Origin of the sequence: Gaoshiqia hydrogeniformans, from assembly GCF_049347105.1 — a bacterium.
In the GTDB taxonomy this organism is placed as follows: domain Bacteria; phylum Bacteroidota; class Bacteroidia; order Bacteroidales; family Prolixibacteraceae; genus Gaoshiqia; species Gaoshiqia hydrogeniformans.
In genome coordinates this window covers 3,552,825-3,569,083 of the sequence record NZ_CP186334.1, presented here as the reverse complement: position 1 = coordinate 3,569,083, position 16,259 = coordinate 3,552,825, and the positions used below count along the sequence as shown (strand labels likewise).

The 16,259-nt window shown below is 46.7% G+C and carries 13 protein-coding genes; 5 read left to right on the top strand and 8 right to left on the bottom strand.

What is annotated here, in order from left to right:
* Window positions 1-278: 278 nt before the first annotated feature.
* The 4 genes from ACOIT5_RS14360 to ACOIT5_RS14345 are packed head-to-tail and all read left to right on the top strand — an operon-like array spanning window position 279 to window position 6,421.
* Window positions 279-2,540, top strand: coding sequence for an aconitate hydratase (locus ACOIT5_RS14360; RefSeq protein WP_423126848.1), 2,262 nt, complete (start codon window positions 279-281; stop codon window positions 2,538-2,540).
* Between the two features lie 20 nt (window positions 2,541-2,560).
* Window positions 2,561-3,793 (top strand): NADP-dependent isocitrate dehydrogenase, encoded by a 1,233-nt coding sequence (locus ACOIT5_RS14355; RefSeq protein WP_423126847.1) that lies wholly within the window; start codon window positions 2,561-2,563, stop codon window positions 3,791-3,793.
* Between the two features lies 1 nt (window position 3,794).
* Window positions 3,795-5,063 (top strand): NADP-dependent isocitrate dehydrogenase, encoded by a 1,269-nt coding sequence (icd, locus tag ACOIT5_RS14350; protein WP_423126846.1) that lies wholly within the window; start codon window positions 3,795-3,797, stop codon window positions 5,061-5,063.
* A 38-nt stretch (window positions 5,064-5,101) separates the two neighbouring features.
* Window positions 5,102-6,421, top strand: a complete 1,320-nt coding sequence (locus ACOIT5_RS14345; protein ID WP_423126845.1) for a citrate (Si)-synthase — start codon at window positions 5,102-5,104, stop codon at window positions 6,419-6,421.
* A 100-nt stretch (window positions 6,422-6,521) separates the two neighbouring features.
* On the opposite strand, the gene ACOIT5_RS14340 is transcribed toward ACOIT5_RS14345, so the two are convergent.
* The 6 genes from ACOIT5_RS14340 to ACOIT5_RS14315 form a co-directional block, all read right to left on the bottom strand.
* A complete protein-coding gene (locus tag ACOIT5_RS14340; protein WP_423126844.1) occupies window positions 6,522-6,938 on the bottom strand; it encodes a DUF3276 family protein in 417 nt (138 codons plus the stop codon).
* Between the two features lie 117 nt (window positions 6,939-7,055).
* On the bottom strand, window positions 7,056-7,874 hold the full coding sequence (locus ACOIT5_RS14335; protein ID WP_423126843.1) for a M48 family metallopeptidase: 819 nt from the start codon (window positions 7,872-7,874) through the stop codon (window positions 7,056-7,058).
* Between the two features lie 116 nt (window positions 7,875-7,990).
* The gene (folD, locus tag ACOIT5_RS14330) at window positions 7,991-8,866 is read right to left on the bottom strand and encodes a bifunctional methylenetetrahydrofolate dehydrogenase/methenyltetrahydrofolate cyclohydrolase FolD (RefSeq protein WP_423126842.1); all 876 of its coding nucleotides are present in this window, start codon (window positions 8,864-8,866) and stop codon (window positions 7,991-7,993) included.
* A 15-nt stretch (window positions 8,867-8,881) separates the two neighbouring features.
* Window positions 8,882-10,210 (bottom strand): signal recognition particle protein, encoded by a 1,329-nt coding sequence (ffh, locus tag ACOIT5_RS14325; RefSeq protein WP_423126841.1) that lies wholly within the window; start codon window positions 10,208-10,210, stop codon window positions 8,882-8,884.
* A 433-nt stretch (window positions 10,211-10,643) separates the two neighbouring features.
* On the bottom strand, window positions 10,644-12,437 hold the full coding sequence (gene argS, locus ACOIT5_RS14320) for an arginine--tRNA ligase (protein ID WP_423126840.1): 1,794 nt from the start codon (window positions 12,435-12,437) through the stop codon (window positions 10,644-10,646).
* 103 nt (window positions 12,438-12,540) lie between these two features.
* Window positions 12,541-13,059 (bottom strand): OmpA family protein, encoded by a 519-nt coding sequence (locus ACOIT5_RS14315; RefSeq protein ID WP_423126839.1) that lies wholly within the window; start codon window positions 13,057-13,059, stop codon window positions 12,541-12,543.
* Between the two features lie 129 nt (window positions 13,060-13,188).
* Here ACOIT5_RS14315 and ACOIT5_RS14310 point away from each other — a divergent pair, with 129 nt between their 5' ends.
* Window positions 13,189-13,731, top strand: coding sequence for a 3'-5' exonuclease (locus ACOIT5_RS14310; RefSeq protein ID WP_423126838.1), 543 nt, complete (start codon window positions 13,189-13,191; stop codon window positions 13,729-13,731).
* 37 nt (window positions 13,732-13,768) lie between these two features.
* Here the strand turns inward: ACOIT5_RS14310 and ACOIT5_RS14305 are convergent, their stop codons facing one another.
* Both ACOIT5_RS14305 and ACOIT5_RS14300 read right to left on the bottom strand, forming a co-directional pair.
* Window positions 13,769-14,182 carry a DUF5606 family protein gene (locus ACOIT5_RS14305; protein ID WP_423126837.1) on the bottom strand — a complete coding sequence of 138 codons (414 nt, stop codon included), beginning with the start codon at window positions 14,180-14,182 and terminating at the stop codon, window positions 13,769-13,771.
* A 265-nt stretch (window positions 14,183-14,447) separates the two neighbouring features.
* Window positions 14,448-16,247 carry a carboxypeptidase regulatory-like domain-containing protein gene (locus ACOIT5_RS14300; RefSeq protein WP_423126836.1) on the bottom strand — a complete coding sequence of 600 codons (1,800 nt, stop codon included), beginning with the start codon at window positions 16,245-16,247 and terminating at the stop codon, window positions 14,448-14,450.
* Window positions 16,248-16,259 lie beyond the last annotated feature (12 nt).

Below are 16,259 nucleotides of genomic sequence, written 5' to 3'. Positions count from 1 at the left end.
CTGTTCATCCTTCTTACTCCCCCATAACCTGATAAATATCAGGTTAAAACGGCATGGCCTCAACCGGGCCAATCTATTGCCACGCATAAGATTAATTATTGTTTCATCTTGTTCAAGATATGCCCGAAAGTATGTTTTTTAAAAAACATGTATATATATACATCTAAAGCAAGTTTTTTTAATATCTTAAGGCCATCAGCAAAAACCTTTAGCCGTCGTTTTTGTTAAGGAAGATGGAAATGGAATACCCTGTTATTATTGATTAAAAAACCACTGATATGTTTGATCTTGAATTGATAAAGAAAGTCTACGGGAACTTTGGCCCCCGTATAGAAAAGGCCAGAAAAGTCTTGCAAAAACCGCTCAGCCTTTCGGAAAAGATTTTGTATGCCCACCTGTTTGATGCCGGTCAACCGAAGAAATTCGAGCGTGGGGCCGACTATGTTGATTTTGCACCCGACCGGGTAGCCATGCAGGATGCCACCGCTCAAATGGCCTTACTCCAGTTTATGAATGCCGGAAAAGCAAAAACCGCCGTTCCGTCTACCGTACACTGCGACCACCTGATTCAGGCCAGTGTCAGCGGGCGGACCGATTTGCAATTTGCCCTGCAGCAAAACAAAGAAGTATTTGACTTCCTCGAATCGGTTTCCAATAAATACGGAATTGGTTTTTGGAAACCGGGAGCCGGGATTATTCACCAGGTGGTGCTCGAAAATTATGCGTTCCCGGGAGGAATGATGATTGGAACCGACTCGCACACCGTCAATGCAGGCGGATTGGGCATGATTGCCATTGGCGTTGGAGGCGCCGATGCCGTTGATGTGATGGCAGGCATGGCCTGGGAGCTGAAATTCCCGAAACTGATTGGCGTAAAACTAACCGGCAAGCTGAACGGCTGGACCTCCTCCAAAGATATCATCCTGAAAGTAGCAGGCTTGCTGACAGTGAAAGGCGGAACCGGATATATTATTGAATACTTTGGAGAAGGCGCCCGGTCGCTTTCGGCAACCGGGAAAGGAACCATCTGCAATATGGGCGCCGAAGTTGGTGCAACCACATCAACCTTTGGATACGACGATTCCATGGAGCGTTACCTGCGCGCCACAGGCCGCGCCGAAGTTGCCGACCTGGCCAACCAAATCAGGGAACACCTGACAGCCGACGATGAAGTTTACGCCTCGCCCGAAAAATACTTCGACCAGCTGATCGAAATCAAGCTCGACGAGTTGGAACCTCATCTGAACGGACCCTTTACTCCCGACCGGGCAACACCCATCTCACAAATGGCCGAAGTAGCGAAAGCAAACGGCTGGCCAACCAAAATTGAAGTCGGTCTGATTGGTTCCTGCACCAATTCGTCGTACGAAGATATTTCGCGTGCGGCATCGCTGGCTCAGCAAGCGGTGGATAAAAAGCTGAAACCAAAGGCAAAATTCACCATCACCCCGGGATCGGAGCAAGTCCGTTACACGATTGAACGTGACGGGCTCATCGCTGTTTTTGATCAGATCGGGGCCAATGTATTTGCCAACGCCTGCGGCCCCTGCATCGGGCAGTGGAACCGCGAAGGAGCGGAAAAAGGTGAGAAAAACACCATCGTTCACTCCTTCAACCGTAACTTCTCGAAGCGGGCCGACGGCAACCCGAATACTCATGCTTTTGTAGCCTCGCCCGAACTGGTAACTGCCCTGGCGATTGCCGGCGACTTAACCTTCAACCCGCTTACCGACAGCCTGACCAACGAAGCCGGGGAGAAAGTGATGCTGACTCCCCCTACAGGAGAAGAGCTGCCCGCCAACGGTTTTGCCGTCGAAGATGCCGGCTACCAGGCTCCCGCAGCCGACGGCTCTTCGGTAAATGTCGCGGTTGCTCCTGACTCCAGCCGGCTCCAGCTGCTGGATGCCTTCCCTGCCTGGGACGGCGCCAACATCAACGGCGCGAAACTGCTGATTAAAGCTGAAGGAAAATGCACCACCGACCACATCTCGATGGCCGGTCCCTGGTTACGTTACCGCGGCCACCTCGACAACATTTCGAACAACATGCTGATTGGCGCAGTAAACGCCTTCAATGGCGAGACCAATAAAGTAAAAAACCAGTTAACCGGCCTGTATGATGAGGTTCCCAAGGTACAACGGGCTTATAAGGCAAAAGGCATCCCGACGATCGTTGTCGGCGACCACAACTACGGCGAAGGCTCCTCGCGCGAACATGCCGCCATGGAACCGCGCCACCTGGGTGTGAAAGCCGTTATTGTGAAATCGTTCGCCCGTATCCACGAAACCAACCTGAAGAAACAGGGTATGCTGGCGCTAACCTTCGCCAGCGAAACAGATTACGATAAGATCAGGGAAGACGACCGCTTTAACTTTGTGGATTTGGTTGACTTTGCGCCAAACCGGCCGTTGACACTGGAAGTGATCCATGACAACAGCAGCAAGGACAAGCTGATCCTGAACCACAGTTATAACGACCAGCAAATTGAATGGTTTAAAGCAGGTTCGGCATTGAACCTGATCAAACAACAAAATAACTAATTGATAAACACACCCGAAAAATGAGAAAAATCAAAGTAGCAAATCCGGTCGTTGAACTGGACGGAGATGAAATGACCCGGGTTATTTGGTCATTTATTAAGGAGAAATTAATCTTTCCCTATCTGGACATCGACATCAAATATTATGATTTGGGGATGGAAAACCGTGACAAAACCGACGATCAGGTGACTGTTGACGCGGCCCATGCCATTCAGCAATATGGTGTCGGGATCAAATGCGCCACCATTACACCCGACGAAGCGCGTGTAAAAGAGTTCAATCTGAAAAAAATGTGGAAATCGCCCAACGGCACCATCCGGAATATCCTGGGGGGAACCGTTTTCCGGGAACCCATCATCATCAACAATATTCCGAGGCTGGTTCCCGGATGGAAACAACCTATCTGCATCGGGCGTCATGCTTTTGGCGATCAGTATAAGGCCACCGATTTCGTCACCAAAGGAAAAGGAAAACTAACCATCACCTTTACTCCTGATGACGGCCGTCCGGCCAAATCATACGAAGTATACGATTTCCAGGGAGACGGCGTAGCCCTGGCCATGTACAATACCGACGAGTCGATCACCGGCTTCGCACGGGCCTGTATGAACCAGGCGCTGGGTAAAGGCTGGCCGCTGTACATGTCGACCAAAAATACCATCCTGAAAAAATACGACGGCCGGTTTAAAGATATCTTCCAGGAAGTGTTTGAAAACGAATTCAGAGACCAGTTCGAAGCGGCCGGTATTACCTACGAACACCGGTTAATTGACGATATGGTGGCCGCCGCGATGAAATGGGAAGGAGGTTTTGTGTGGGCCTGCAAAAATTACGACGGCGACGTTCAGTCAGACACCGTAGCCCAAGGCTTCGGCTCGTTGGGATTGATGACTTCGACCCTGATCACCCCCGACGGTAAAACGATGGAGGCTGAAGCAGCCCACGGAACGGTTACCCGCCACTACCGCATGCACCAGCAAGGCAAGCCAACATCGACCAACCCGATCGCTTCCATCTTTGCCTGGACCAGGGGACTGGCTTTCCGCGGCAAACTCGATCACCATGACGAGTTGGTTCGTTTTGCCGAAAGCCTGGAACAGGTTTGCATTGAAACGGTTGAAAGCGGCAAAATGACGAAAGACCTGGCGCTGATTATTCACGAAAAAGATCTGAAAGAGGAACATTTTCTGACCACAGAAGCTTTTCTGAATGCGATTGATGAAAACCTTCAGCAAAAACTCAGCGTGAACTGATATGGGTGAAAAGATTACCTTGCAACAGAACAAACTGATCGTTCCCGACAAACCGGTAATTCCCTTTATCGAAGGCGACGGCATTGGCAAAGACATTAGCCTGCCCAGCCAACGGGTACTGGACGCCGCCGTGGAAAAAGCCTACGGAAATAAACGCAAACTGATTTGGAAAGAAGTTTATGCCGGACAGAAAGCGTTTGTTGAAACAGGCAATTATCTGCCCGACGAAACCATTGAGGCATTCAAAGCCTACCATGTGGGGATCAAGGGCCCGCTGGAAACTCCGGTCGGAGGAGGGATCAGGTCGCTAAATGTCGCTCTTCGGCAAGCGCTCGATTTATATGTTTGCCTGAGGCCGGTACGCTGGTTCAAGGGAGTTCCCTCTCCTATCCGCTATCCATCACTGGTTGATATGCACATCTTCCGCGAGAATACCGAAGATATTTACGCAGGCATTGAATTCATGACCGGCGAAGAAAATACCCTGAAATTTCAGGAGTTTCTGTTTAAAGAGATGGGCGTGAGCGAACAGGTTCGTTTTCCCGAGAGTTCTTCATTTGGTGTTAAACCGGTATCAAAAGACGGCTCAGAAAGACTGATCCGGGCAGCCATTGATTACGCCATTGAGCGGGAATTACCCTCAGTTACCCTGGTGCATAAAGGAAACATCATGAAGTTTACCGAGGGAGCTTTTAAAAACTGGGGCTATGATTTAGCTGAAGCCGAGTTTGGAGAACAGGTGTTTACCTGGAGGCAATACCAGGCCATTGAATCGGCCAAAGGACAAATTGATGCCCAAAAGGCCATTGACCAGGCAAAAAAAGAAGGTAAAGTCATTATCAAAGATGTGATTACCGATGCTTTTCTTCAGGAAAGCCTGTTGCATCCTTACGACCATACGGTGATTGCCACCCTGAACCTGAACGGCGACTATATTTCGGACCAGTTAGCCGCTATGGTAGGAGGAATCGGGATCTCTCCGGGAGCAAATATCAATTTCCAAAGCGGTTACGCCATTTTCGAGGCCACGCACGGTACAGCGCCCACCATTGCCGGAACCGGGAAAGCCAATCCAAGTTCGCTGATCCTTTCAGGAGTGATGATGCTGGAATACCTGGGTTGGGAAGAAGCTGCAGAACATGTTTTTGACGCCATCGAGCACACCTTCGCCAAAAGACGCGTTACATCCGACCTGCACAGCATGATGGAAGGGGCAAGCCTGCTGTCGACCACCGAATTCGCCGATGAAATAATCAGGAATATTCACTAACTTAAAGACAAGAAAAAAATCAATAAAATAAATTAAAGATGGAATACATTAAAAATAGGTTTTACGAAAAAGCAAGCAAGTGCATCGCCGAGTACCAAAAACTCAAAAACGAGCACGGCGACAAGGTGATCGCCCAGGTAACCATTGGTCAGGTCATGACCGGCATGAAAGGAGTTCCGAGTTTGATCACGGATACATCAAAACTTGATGCCAACAGCGGAATTCGTTTCAGGGGATACAGTATTGACGAATTAAGACAAAAACTTCCCCGCCTGAACCCGGAGGGAGAACCGCTTCCCGAAGGTTTATTCTACCTGATGCTTATCGGTGAAATACCCGAAGAAGAAGATGTGTTAAACATTTCGAAAGATTGGTCAACACGGGCGCATGTGCCGCAACATGTGTTTGACGTGATTGATGCCATCCCGCGTACTGCAAGGCCAATGACCCAGTTCAGCGCAGCGATCGTCGCCATGGCTACCGAGTCGGTATTCCAGAAAGCATACCGGTCGGGAGTAAACAAAAAATACTACTGGGACTTTATGTACGACGATGTGATGAACCTCATTGCCCGCCTGCCCCGCATCGCGGCCTATATTTATCGCCGCAACTATTTTAAGGACAAACACATTGAGCCCGACCCGCGGCTCGACTGGGCCGGCAACCTGGCGCACATGATGGGCTACGACTCCGATGAAGTAAAACGGCTGATGCGTTTGTATATGGTGATTCATGCCGACCACGAAGGCGGGAACGTTTCGGCCCACGCCACTCACCTGGTCGGTTCGGCCTTAAGCGGCCCGTATTATGCTTTGGGCGCAGGGATGCTTGGACTTGCCGGCCCCTTGCACGGCTATGCCAATCAGGATGTTATTAACTGGATTTTTGAGCTGATGGCTGAACTGGGAACCGATGAACCGAGCAAAGAGCAATTGGCCGACTATGTGAAACGCACGCTGGAGGCCGGCCGGGTTATCCCGGGTTACGGACATGCCGTGTTACGGGTAACCGATCCGCGGTTTACGGCCCAGAAAGAGTTCGCTGATAAGTACATCACACACGACAAACTGATCAACACGGTAAATAACCTGTATGAAGTGGTTCCTCCAATTCTGGGCAGTATCGGAAAGATCAGCAATCCGTGGCCCAATGTAGACGCCTATTCGGGAGCCTTGCTGTATCATTACGGAATTAAAGAATACTCATTCTATACCGTTTTATTTGGTGTATCAAGGGCGCTTGGCGTACTGGCATCGCTGGTCATGGACCGTTTATACGGCTTGCCGATTGAACGTCCTTCATCCTATCCGTTAAGATGGTATAAAGATAAAGCCCAAAGTGAAGGCGAAGGTTGTTAAGATAACATACGAAAGAGGCTGCACCAGTTGGTGCAGCCTCTTTTATTTTTTCAAACTCACAATAATACGTTAATGTCTTTCCCCTTTTGTAAAATTCAACTCAATTACTCAAGTCCTCGAATTCGACGCTGGTATAGTCTTTTGCAAAGACTTCTTCTTCGGCCAATACTTCTTCCTCTTCGTCTTCCATCACCGCTTGCGGTTCGTCATAGTTTTCGGCATCCATCACCGGCTGATTGCCCATGATAAAGCCAACTACCTCATCCAGTCCTTCTGCAAACTTCTCAAAATCTTCTTTATACAGGAAGATTTTATGCTTCTCAAAGTGGAATTTTCCGTCCTGCTCGTAACGTTTCTTACTTTCGGTAATTGTCAGGTAATACTCATCTTTACGGGTTGATTTTACATCGAAGAAATAAGTTCTTTTTCCTGCCCTTACGGCTTTTGAATAAATTTCTTGCCGAAATTTACTGTCAAGTTCTTCATTCTGGTCATCGTTCTTGTCAAAACCTTCCATCTTGCTCGTTTTTAGGTTATTTCCATAGTTAGTAGCTCAAAAATAAAAAATTATTCTGAAAATTATTAAAACCTGTTAACAAACAGCCCACAGAAAGGTAATTCAACAAATGTTCACTTATCGGCTTTGGTAATATTTTAAGGCCTCGGGCATAATTTTTTCGAGGGCTGCAATCCGGTTCACATCAACCGGGTGGGTACTCAGCAACTCGGGCGTTTTAGCTCCGCCGCTTTCCGACATCCGTTTCCAGAAAGCCACTGCCGATCTCGGGTCGTAGCCGGCCATCGCCATGAAAATCAATCCCATCTTGTCGGCTTCATACTCGTGTTTCCGCGAAAAAGGCAACATCACACCCACCGACGAACCAAGCCCGTAAGCCGTTGAGAAAATCGCCTGCGTTTCTTCCGGTTTTGTTTTTACAGCCTCCGACAAGGCAACACCACCCATTTGTAAAACCATTTGCTGGCTCATCCGCTCGTTACCGTGACGGGCTACCGCGTGCGCAACTTCGTGCCCCATAACCACTGCAATACCGGCTTCGTTTTGTGTATAAGGAAGAATACCGGTATAAAATACCACCTTGCCCCCGGGCATACACCAGGCATTGGGCACATCATCTTCAATCAGGTTAAACTCCCACTGAAAATTGGCAATATAACTTTCAAAGCCGTTGTCTCTCAGGTATTGCTCAACAGCAAGGGCTATATTCTTCCCGACGCGTTTCACCATGTCGGTTTGTGTCTGGTTGGTCGAGAGTTTATTCTCACTCAGAAAGGTACCGTAACTGGTTAAGCCCATCTCTACCATACTGGATTCGGGAAGTAAATTGAGCTGACTTCGCCCGGTAAGGGGAACTGTTCCACAGGACTGAACCAGAAATAATCCGGCAATCAGCAAACTTTTCATCAATAAATTTTTCACATCCGTTGTTTTCATATCATTCAAATTTTTACATTCTTCTTAACGTTTTTATACGGTCATCTAAAAATAAGCAATTGCAAATAAAAAAGGTGACTTTTCTGAGCCACCTTTCAAATATTTCTACCAGGAATTTATTTATAAATCTCTTTCTTCGCTGCCAGCAAGGTGTTTTTAAGCAACGAAACACGGGTCATCGGGCCTACTCCGCCCGGAACCGGAGTAATAAACGAACACTTTTCGGCAACCTCGTCAAAGGCAACATCGCCTTTTAGTTTCCAGCCCGATTTAGTTTGATCCGACTTTATACGGGTGGTACCAACATCGATCACCACGGCGCCTTCTTTCACCATATCGGCTTTAACAAAGTCGGGCGAACCAATGGCGGCAATCAGAATATCAGCCTTTGCACAAATTCCTTTCAGGTTTTTAGACCGGCTGTGGGCAACGGTAACGGTAGCATTCATTTCTTTTTGCGACATGAGTACGCTCAACGGCCGGCCAACAATATTACTTCTGCCGATGATGACACAATCTTTTCCCGAGGTTTCTATCCCGTGGCGCTTAATCAGATCAACAATCCCGTCAGGCGTAGCCGAAACGAAAGAAGGAAGGCCGATCACCATCCGCCCGACATTAACCGGGTGAAAACCGTCAACATCTTTCTTCGGGTCAATGGCTTCAATGACTTTTTGTTCGGAGATATGCGCCGGTAAAGGTAGCTGTACAATAAAGCCATCCACGTCTTCATCGCGGTTCAGTTCATCGACCCGGGCCAGTAATTCCGCTTCGGTCACCGTATCCTCATAACGAATGAGGGACGATTTAAATCCTACTTCTTCACAATCTTTAATTTTATAGGCGACATAGGTCTCGCTTCCGCCATCGTGGCCGACAAGGATCGCTGCCAGGTGAGGGGTTTTTCCACCTTTCGCTTTCAGTTCTTTTACCTGCTCAGCAATCTCGGCTTTAATCTCAGCTGCTGTCTTTTTACCGTCGATTAAATTCATATTCGTGTCTTCAGATTATTTTCGTTGCATATTTCCCATCATCCGCCCCAGGTTCTTTCCCTGCGAAACCATGCGCATCATTTTCCGGGTTTCATCAAATTGTTTGATCAGCCGGTTTACTTCCTGAATATTGGTTCCCGACCCTTCGGCAATTCGTTTTCTGCGCGAACCGTTCAAAACTGCAGGATCATTGCGTTCAGCGGGGGTCATCGAAAAGATGATTGCTTCGATGTGTTTGAAAGCGTCGTCGTCAATGTCGATATTTTTCAAGGCTTTTCCCATTCCAGGGATCATGGATGCCAGATCTTTCAGGTTTCCCATTTTTTTGATTTGCTGAATTTGAGACAGGAAATCATCAAAATTAAATTGGTTCTTGGCCAGTTTTTTTTGTAACTGACGGGCCTGGTCGGCATCAAATTGTTCCTGGGCCCGTTCTACCAACGAAACGATATCGCCCATCCCGAGAATACGGTCGGCCATACGTTCGGGGTGAAATACATCCAGCGCATCAAGCTTTTCGCCGGTACCGACAAATTTAATCGGCTTGTTGACGATGGAGCGGATAGACAATGCAGCCCCGCCACGGGTATCCCCGTCGAGCTTGGTAAGCACAACACCATCGAAATCGAGACGATCGTTAAATTCTTTGGCCGTATTCACCGCATCCTGACCGGTCATCGAATCGACAACAAACAGAATCTCATCGGGGGTAACGGCCTTTTTCACGGCCGCAATTTCGTTCATCATCTGCTCATCAATGGCCAAACGGCCGGCGGTATCGATAATGACCAGATTATGGCCCTTTTCTTTGGCATATTTGATCGCTGCCTGTGCAATTTTTACCGGCTCTTTATTCCCTTCTTCGGTATAAACCGGCACACCGATTTGTTCGCCAAGCACTTTCAACTGGTCGATCGCTGCGGGACGATACACGTCGCCGGCAACCAACAGCGGATTTTTCGTTTTTTTTGTTTTCAGGTATTTGGCCAGTTTCCCGGAGAAGGTTGTTTTACCGGATCCTTGTAAACCCGCGATCAGAATAATAGCCGGGTTTCCCTTCAGGTTGATGTCGGTAAATGTTCCGCCCATCAGGGAAGCCAGTTCGTCATGAACAATCTTCACCATCATCTGGCCCGGTTTCAGGGCGTTCAGCACATTCTGCCCCAGGGCCTTTTCTTTGACAACTTCGGTAAATGATTTGGCAATTTTATAATTAACGTCAGCATCGAGCAAGGCCCGCCTGACTTCTTTTAATGTTTCGGCAACATTGATTTCGGTGATTCGCCCCTCGCCTTTCAGCAATTTAAACGATCTCTCTAACTTCTCATTAAGATTTTCAAACATAGCAGAATCTAATTGTATTTTAAAGCTCGTGCAAAAGTACAAAAATAAAATATAGGGATTTTTCTTTAAAAGATTAAAAAAACGACTTTATGCGGGTAACCTTTAACCAAAAACCGGAATATATCTGTGAACCTGATTTTATACCGGTTTTTTTGGGAGGAATGCTGTGATGAAAGAAATATCTGACTACTACGGATTATTGTTTTGTTGTCCGATGAATTCGGAAGTAAAAAGTTGTGCTTTTAAAGAGATCAGAAGCAAAGACATCAACGAAAGAATCCAATACATGAAATTATTAAGCAAAGATGAACGGTCGGCATTGATTATCAAGCATAAGAACTGTTTATCTCTGCGGGAAAATAAAGTCCCTTTTTCACGAATCGCAATTTTTTAGAAAGTCTGTGGGGGTCTGAGGACCCCCATTTTTTATACCTTACATCCGTTCCGGAACCTGAATCCCCAGCAAGCCCATCCCCGATTTAATCAGTTTCGCCACATTCCCCGACAAGATTAACCTGAAATTACGAATCGCTTCATTTTCCTCATTCAGAATAGAATGATCGTGGTAGAACTGATTGTATTCTTTGACCAGGCTATACACATAATTGGCAATAACCGCCGGGCTATACGTATCGGCGGCTTCGCTTACCGTTGCCGGGAATAAGGAAATATTTTTTATCAGCTCCTTCTCTTTCTCCGAGATCGGCAGGGACTGGTCCAGGTCGGATGTCAATTCAATTCCTTTTTCGGCAGCCTTCCTTAAAACCGAACGGATACGGGCATAGGTGTACTGAATAAACGGGCCGGTATTCCCGTTAAAATCGATTGATTCTTCCGGGTTAAACAACATATTTTTACGCGGATCAACTTTCAGTATAAAATATTTCAAGGCGCCCAGGGCAATGATTCTGTAAGTTTCGTAAGCTTCTTCTTCCGTATAATCGTCTAACTTCCCGAGTTCTTCCGATGTTTTTTTGGCCACCTCAATCATTCCGGCAATCAGGTCGTCGGCATCAACCACGGTTCCTTCGCGTGATTTCATTTTGCCATGCGGCAATTCCACCATCCCATACGAAAAATGATGCAGGCCTTTGCCCCATTCGAAGCCCAGTTTATCCAATAAAACAGAGAGGGCCTGAAAATGATAGTTTTGCTCGTTACCCACCACGTAAACCATTTTATCGATCCGGTAATCATTAAAGCGGAGTTTCGCGGTACCGATATCCTGGGTCATGTAAACCGAGGTGCCGTCGCTGCGAAGTAAAATCTTTTGATCCAAGCCGTCATTGGTCAGGTCGGCCCACACCGAGTTATCGTCTTTTTGAAGAAAGATGCCCTGTTCCAGCCCTTTCAACACTTCATCCTTACCTACCAAATAGGTCTCCGATTCGTAGTAAATTTTATCAAAATCAACGCCCAACTCCCGGTAGGTTACATCAAATCCATCATAAACCCACCGGTTCATGGTTGACCAAAGCTCGATGGTTGCCGGATCTTTTGCTTCCCACTTACGCAGTAATTCGCGGGCAGCTTCCATCGAAGGCGCCTGTTGCTCCGCTTCTTCTTTTGAAAGTCCTTTATCCATTAACTCCTTTACTTCCAGACGGTAATGCTTATCGAACAGCACATAAAAATCGCCCACGAGGTGATCTCCTTTAATGCCTGTACTCTCGGGCGTTTTACCTTCGCCCCATTGCTGCCAGGCATACATGGATTTACAGATATGAATTCCGCGATCGTTGACAATGTTGGTCTTTACCACGTTTTTCCCGGTGGCTTTTAATATTTCTCCCAATGAAAAACCAAGTAAATTATTCCGGATATGCCCCAAATGCAGCGGTTTATTGGTATTGGGCGAAGAATATTCGATCATGACCACCGGAGAATCAACCGTAGCTGCGGTAAAGCCGTATGAATCGTCAAGGGAAGTATTCGCCAGCAGATCAATCCAGTAACTTAATGACACAGATAGATTTAAAAAACCTTTCACCACCGAATAGGCAGCCACATCGGTTAGGTTTTCCTGCAAGTAAACGCCCAGATCAGCCGCAGTTTGCTCGGGCGATTTCCGGGAGAAACGTAAAAAAGGAAAGACCACCACGGTAAGATCGCCCGCTACGTCCTTACGCGTATTCTGGATTTGAACACTGCCTGCTTCAATTTCCTGTCCGTAAAGTTCGGCAACCGCTTTTACGATATTCTCTTTGATTCTTTGTTCGATAAGCATATCATTATTTTTTGGCAGGGCAAAGATAATAGTTTCTGCCGGAATCGGGTAGTAAAAAAGCCGTGGTTGAACAGCGGTCTCCGGATGATCTCAATCGATTAATTTATTCGTCAACAAACAGCTCAAACTCGACCCGGCGGTTCAGTTTCCTGTTTGCTTCGGATGTGTTCGGGAAAGCCGGACAGGTTTTTCCCAGGCCTGCTGTTATGGCAATCCGTGAACGGCTTAGCCCCATACCGGTCAAAAACTGAACAACTGATTCCACCCGTTGCTCCGAAAGCTCCATACTCTCTTCATCGCTAAGCAGATTGTCAGTATGCCCGTATATGCGGACCCGATATTCCGGGTGTTTAAGCAAAAGGTCGAGCAGATTGGCCAGTTTGTTTTTTGTATAATTCGTCAGATGACTCTGACCCTGCACAAAATAAACAGGATAGAACGTCAAAACGGCCGGCTGTGCTACCCCGGTAATTTGTCCTTCGGCCAGGCGCACATGCGTCCCCGACCGAAAAAAATCAGGATCATCCAGACGGAATTCCGCCGTGCGACCGGCACCGGCCGCGCTGACTTGTACAAACGTATAACATAATACGCAGGAGGAAAGTAAAACCAGTCCTTTCATATCATATTCGCAATTATTCAAACCTAAAACAAATTAAACCCTTTTTTTCGAGATATTATTTTCCTTTTCAATAAATTATATCGTGAAAAAAATTCCAATCTTTGATGATCCTGAATTTAGATTAGAATTTTGTATTGCATCATCGACATAGAAACCACAGGACAGAGTTATAAAGAAGGTAAGATTACGGAGATTGCCATCTATAAACACAATGGACTGGAAATTACCCGTTCGTTTACGACACTGATTAACCCGGAGTGTCACATCCCTTATTTTATCACCAAATTAACGGGTATCGATAACGAGATGGTGGCCAAGGCCCCGAAATTTTATGAAGTGGCCAAAACCATCGTGGAATTGACCGCCGGATCGGTCTTTGTTGCACACAATGCCGCCTTTGATTATCATTTTATCCGGGAAGAATACAAACGGCTGGGCTACGACTACAAGCGAAAAACAATGTGTACCGTGAAACTCGGCCGTAAATTTTTACCCGGCCATGCCTCTTATTCACTTGGACGGATTTGCAGTGATTTAAACATTCAGATTGACGGAAGGCACCGGGCGGCAGGCGATGCCTTTGCAACGGTTAAGTTGTTTGAACTGATCCTGAAACAACAGGAACATTTACGGGATAAAACGGAGGTGTCTCATCAGCGACGGCTATTTTAAATAAAAAAGTCATGTATGGACATGACTTCACGGCAGGCTATTCTGCTTTTGTTTCTTCAGCCGCCCCTCCTTCATCAAAATTCAGCAATTCGTTTTTCACCAGCAGGTTGTACCACTGAACCACTTTCTTCATATCCGAAGTGTATACCCGGCCCTGATCGTAATCCGGCAGAACCTCTCCAAAAAAGGCCTTCAACTGGCTACCGGAATCTACTCCGGTTACTTCCAGCCTATTTTTCTTCTCGGCTATATTTTTGAATACCTCTTTCAGCGACACTTCCCCGGTTTGCGTAAAAATAGCGATGTCTTCCAGTGAACTTACTTTTGACGTCGAATAAACCGGCATTCGTTTTCCGGTGAGCATCGATTCTACAATAATGCTGTTTTTTGCTTCGGTAACCAGTTTATACAGACCCGGTTGACCTGAAATGGCTAATATACCTTTCAACATAATAACTTTTCTAATTTTGAGAGGCGAAGATACTATTTTAATAAAGGAAATAAAAGACGCCGGAAATCACTTTAAGAAATATTTTTGTTCCGGCTGATCCCGCCTGCACCGTGTTTACCGGAAAAAGGAAAGCCAACAGCTGCAAAAAGAAACAGAGCAGAGATTTTCAGGTTCAAATCTCTGCTCTGAATTGATCAGCGGGTCAATTGCCGATATTTTACAATCCGGAGGCGCTACCCAGGAAGATAATGCCAACGCGTATCTTCTATAGGATCTCCACCACGGTCCGCCTGTTCTGTGCGTGTTGTTCTTCGGTGCAGGGAACCCCGTCGTCACACTCGTTTACTAATTGTGTTTCACCAAATCCTTTATACTCCATACGGGATGAAGCAACTCCCTTCGAAACAAGGTACTCATAGGATGATTTAGCTCTTCGTTCGGACAAAGCCAGGTTAAACCGGTCGCTGCCGCGGGAATCGGTATGAGATTCGAGGCGAATCCTCATTCCCGGGTTTTCATTCATCATTTCCACGAGTTTATCCAATTCTTTTGCCGCATCCGGACGAATATTGTGTTTCCCAAGATCATAATAAATGTTTTTCAACTCAATCCGCGTACCGGCTTTCATTGAATATAAAGCGACCGAATAGGTCGACACGCCCGGTTCAATTCCGATGGTAGAAAACTCAAAATCAGCTGCAATATATTGGTTGGCCGAAACATTGAGGACATAATCCTGATCAGGCGAAACCGACGTATAAAACCTGCCCTGTTCATCGGTTGTAATGGTCCCAACGGCCTTATGATCCAATACAATGCGGACCAGGGCGCCGGGAATCGGATTATAATCCATATCAACCACTTCTCCCTCCAACTGATACTGAGGTTCCAGAATTAATTTCTTTTCGATCACGTCAGCCAGGTCGTTTTGAGATAAGCTGAACGACTGCGTCGTTCCCTTGTATCCGGGTTTACCGGCATTTATTCGGTATTCCGCGTTCAGTTTTAGTTTTGCCGCAAAGCGCCCGTCGGCGTTCGACTTCCCGCTGGCAATTACATTCCCTTGCTGATCACTGATCTCGATTTCGGTATCGGGCACCGGCTGATTGGCTTGCTTTGAAACGATCAGCAAGTTCAGAGGAGCCTCGTCAAGCCGGAAAGAATAGATATCGTCGCTTCCCGATCCGCCTTTTCGGTTTGACACGAAGTAGCCAAACCGCTGGTTGTCGTCGATCACCATCCCAAAATCGTCTGCCTGCGAATTAAACTGATCGCCCATAAGAACAACCTCGGACCCGGAATCCGGGGAAAACCTGGTATAATAAAGGTCCAACCCTCCAAATCCGCCTGATCGTTCGGAAGCAAAAATCAATGTTCCGTCCGTATTCAGGAAAGGGAACATTTCATTTCCCGAGGTATTGATCTTGCTCCCCAGGTTAACCGGCTTGGTCCATTTACCATCCACTTTGGCCGAGTAATATAAATCCGTCTTTCCCATTCCCCCAGGCATATCGCTGGCAAAAACCAATGTGTCGCCGGTCAGGTTGACGGCCGGGTGAACAACGGAATATTCTTTACTGTTCATCGGTAAATTCTCAACAAATTCCCAGCCGGAATCTGTTTTCTGATAAAGAACAATTCCCAACCGGAAATTCTCGGCCTTGTAAATGCCACTTTTTTCGGAAGAAACAAATTCACTTGACCGGGTTAAAAACAACTGACCCGATTTTTGACAATAACTCATCGGGCCTTCGTGATAGTCCGAACGAATAGCTGTTAACTTCACCGGCATGCTTTTCACGTTTCCGAGTTCATCAATCTCACAGGTAAACAGTTCGTAAAATGAACTGGTTTCTTTTTTCCCCTTCACCAATGCCTGCTTCGTAAGCGAATTAAACATGAACTCAGAATCGATTATGGCTAAGCCAAAATCACTTGACGGTGTATTTATTCCGAGGTTCTCAACCACGACATTCATATTGTCAAACAGATATTTTGGCTGAGAGGTGGCAACTGATGATGCCAGAAATAAAATGGATAGCACAAGCAAATATTTTTTTCTCATCGCAATTATATT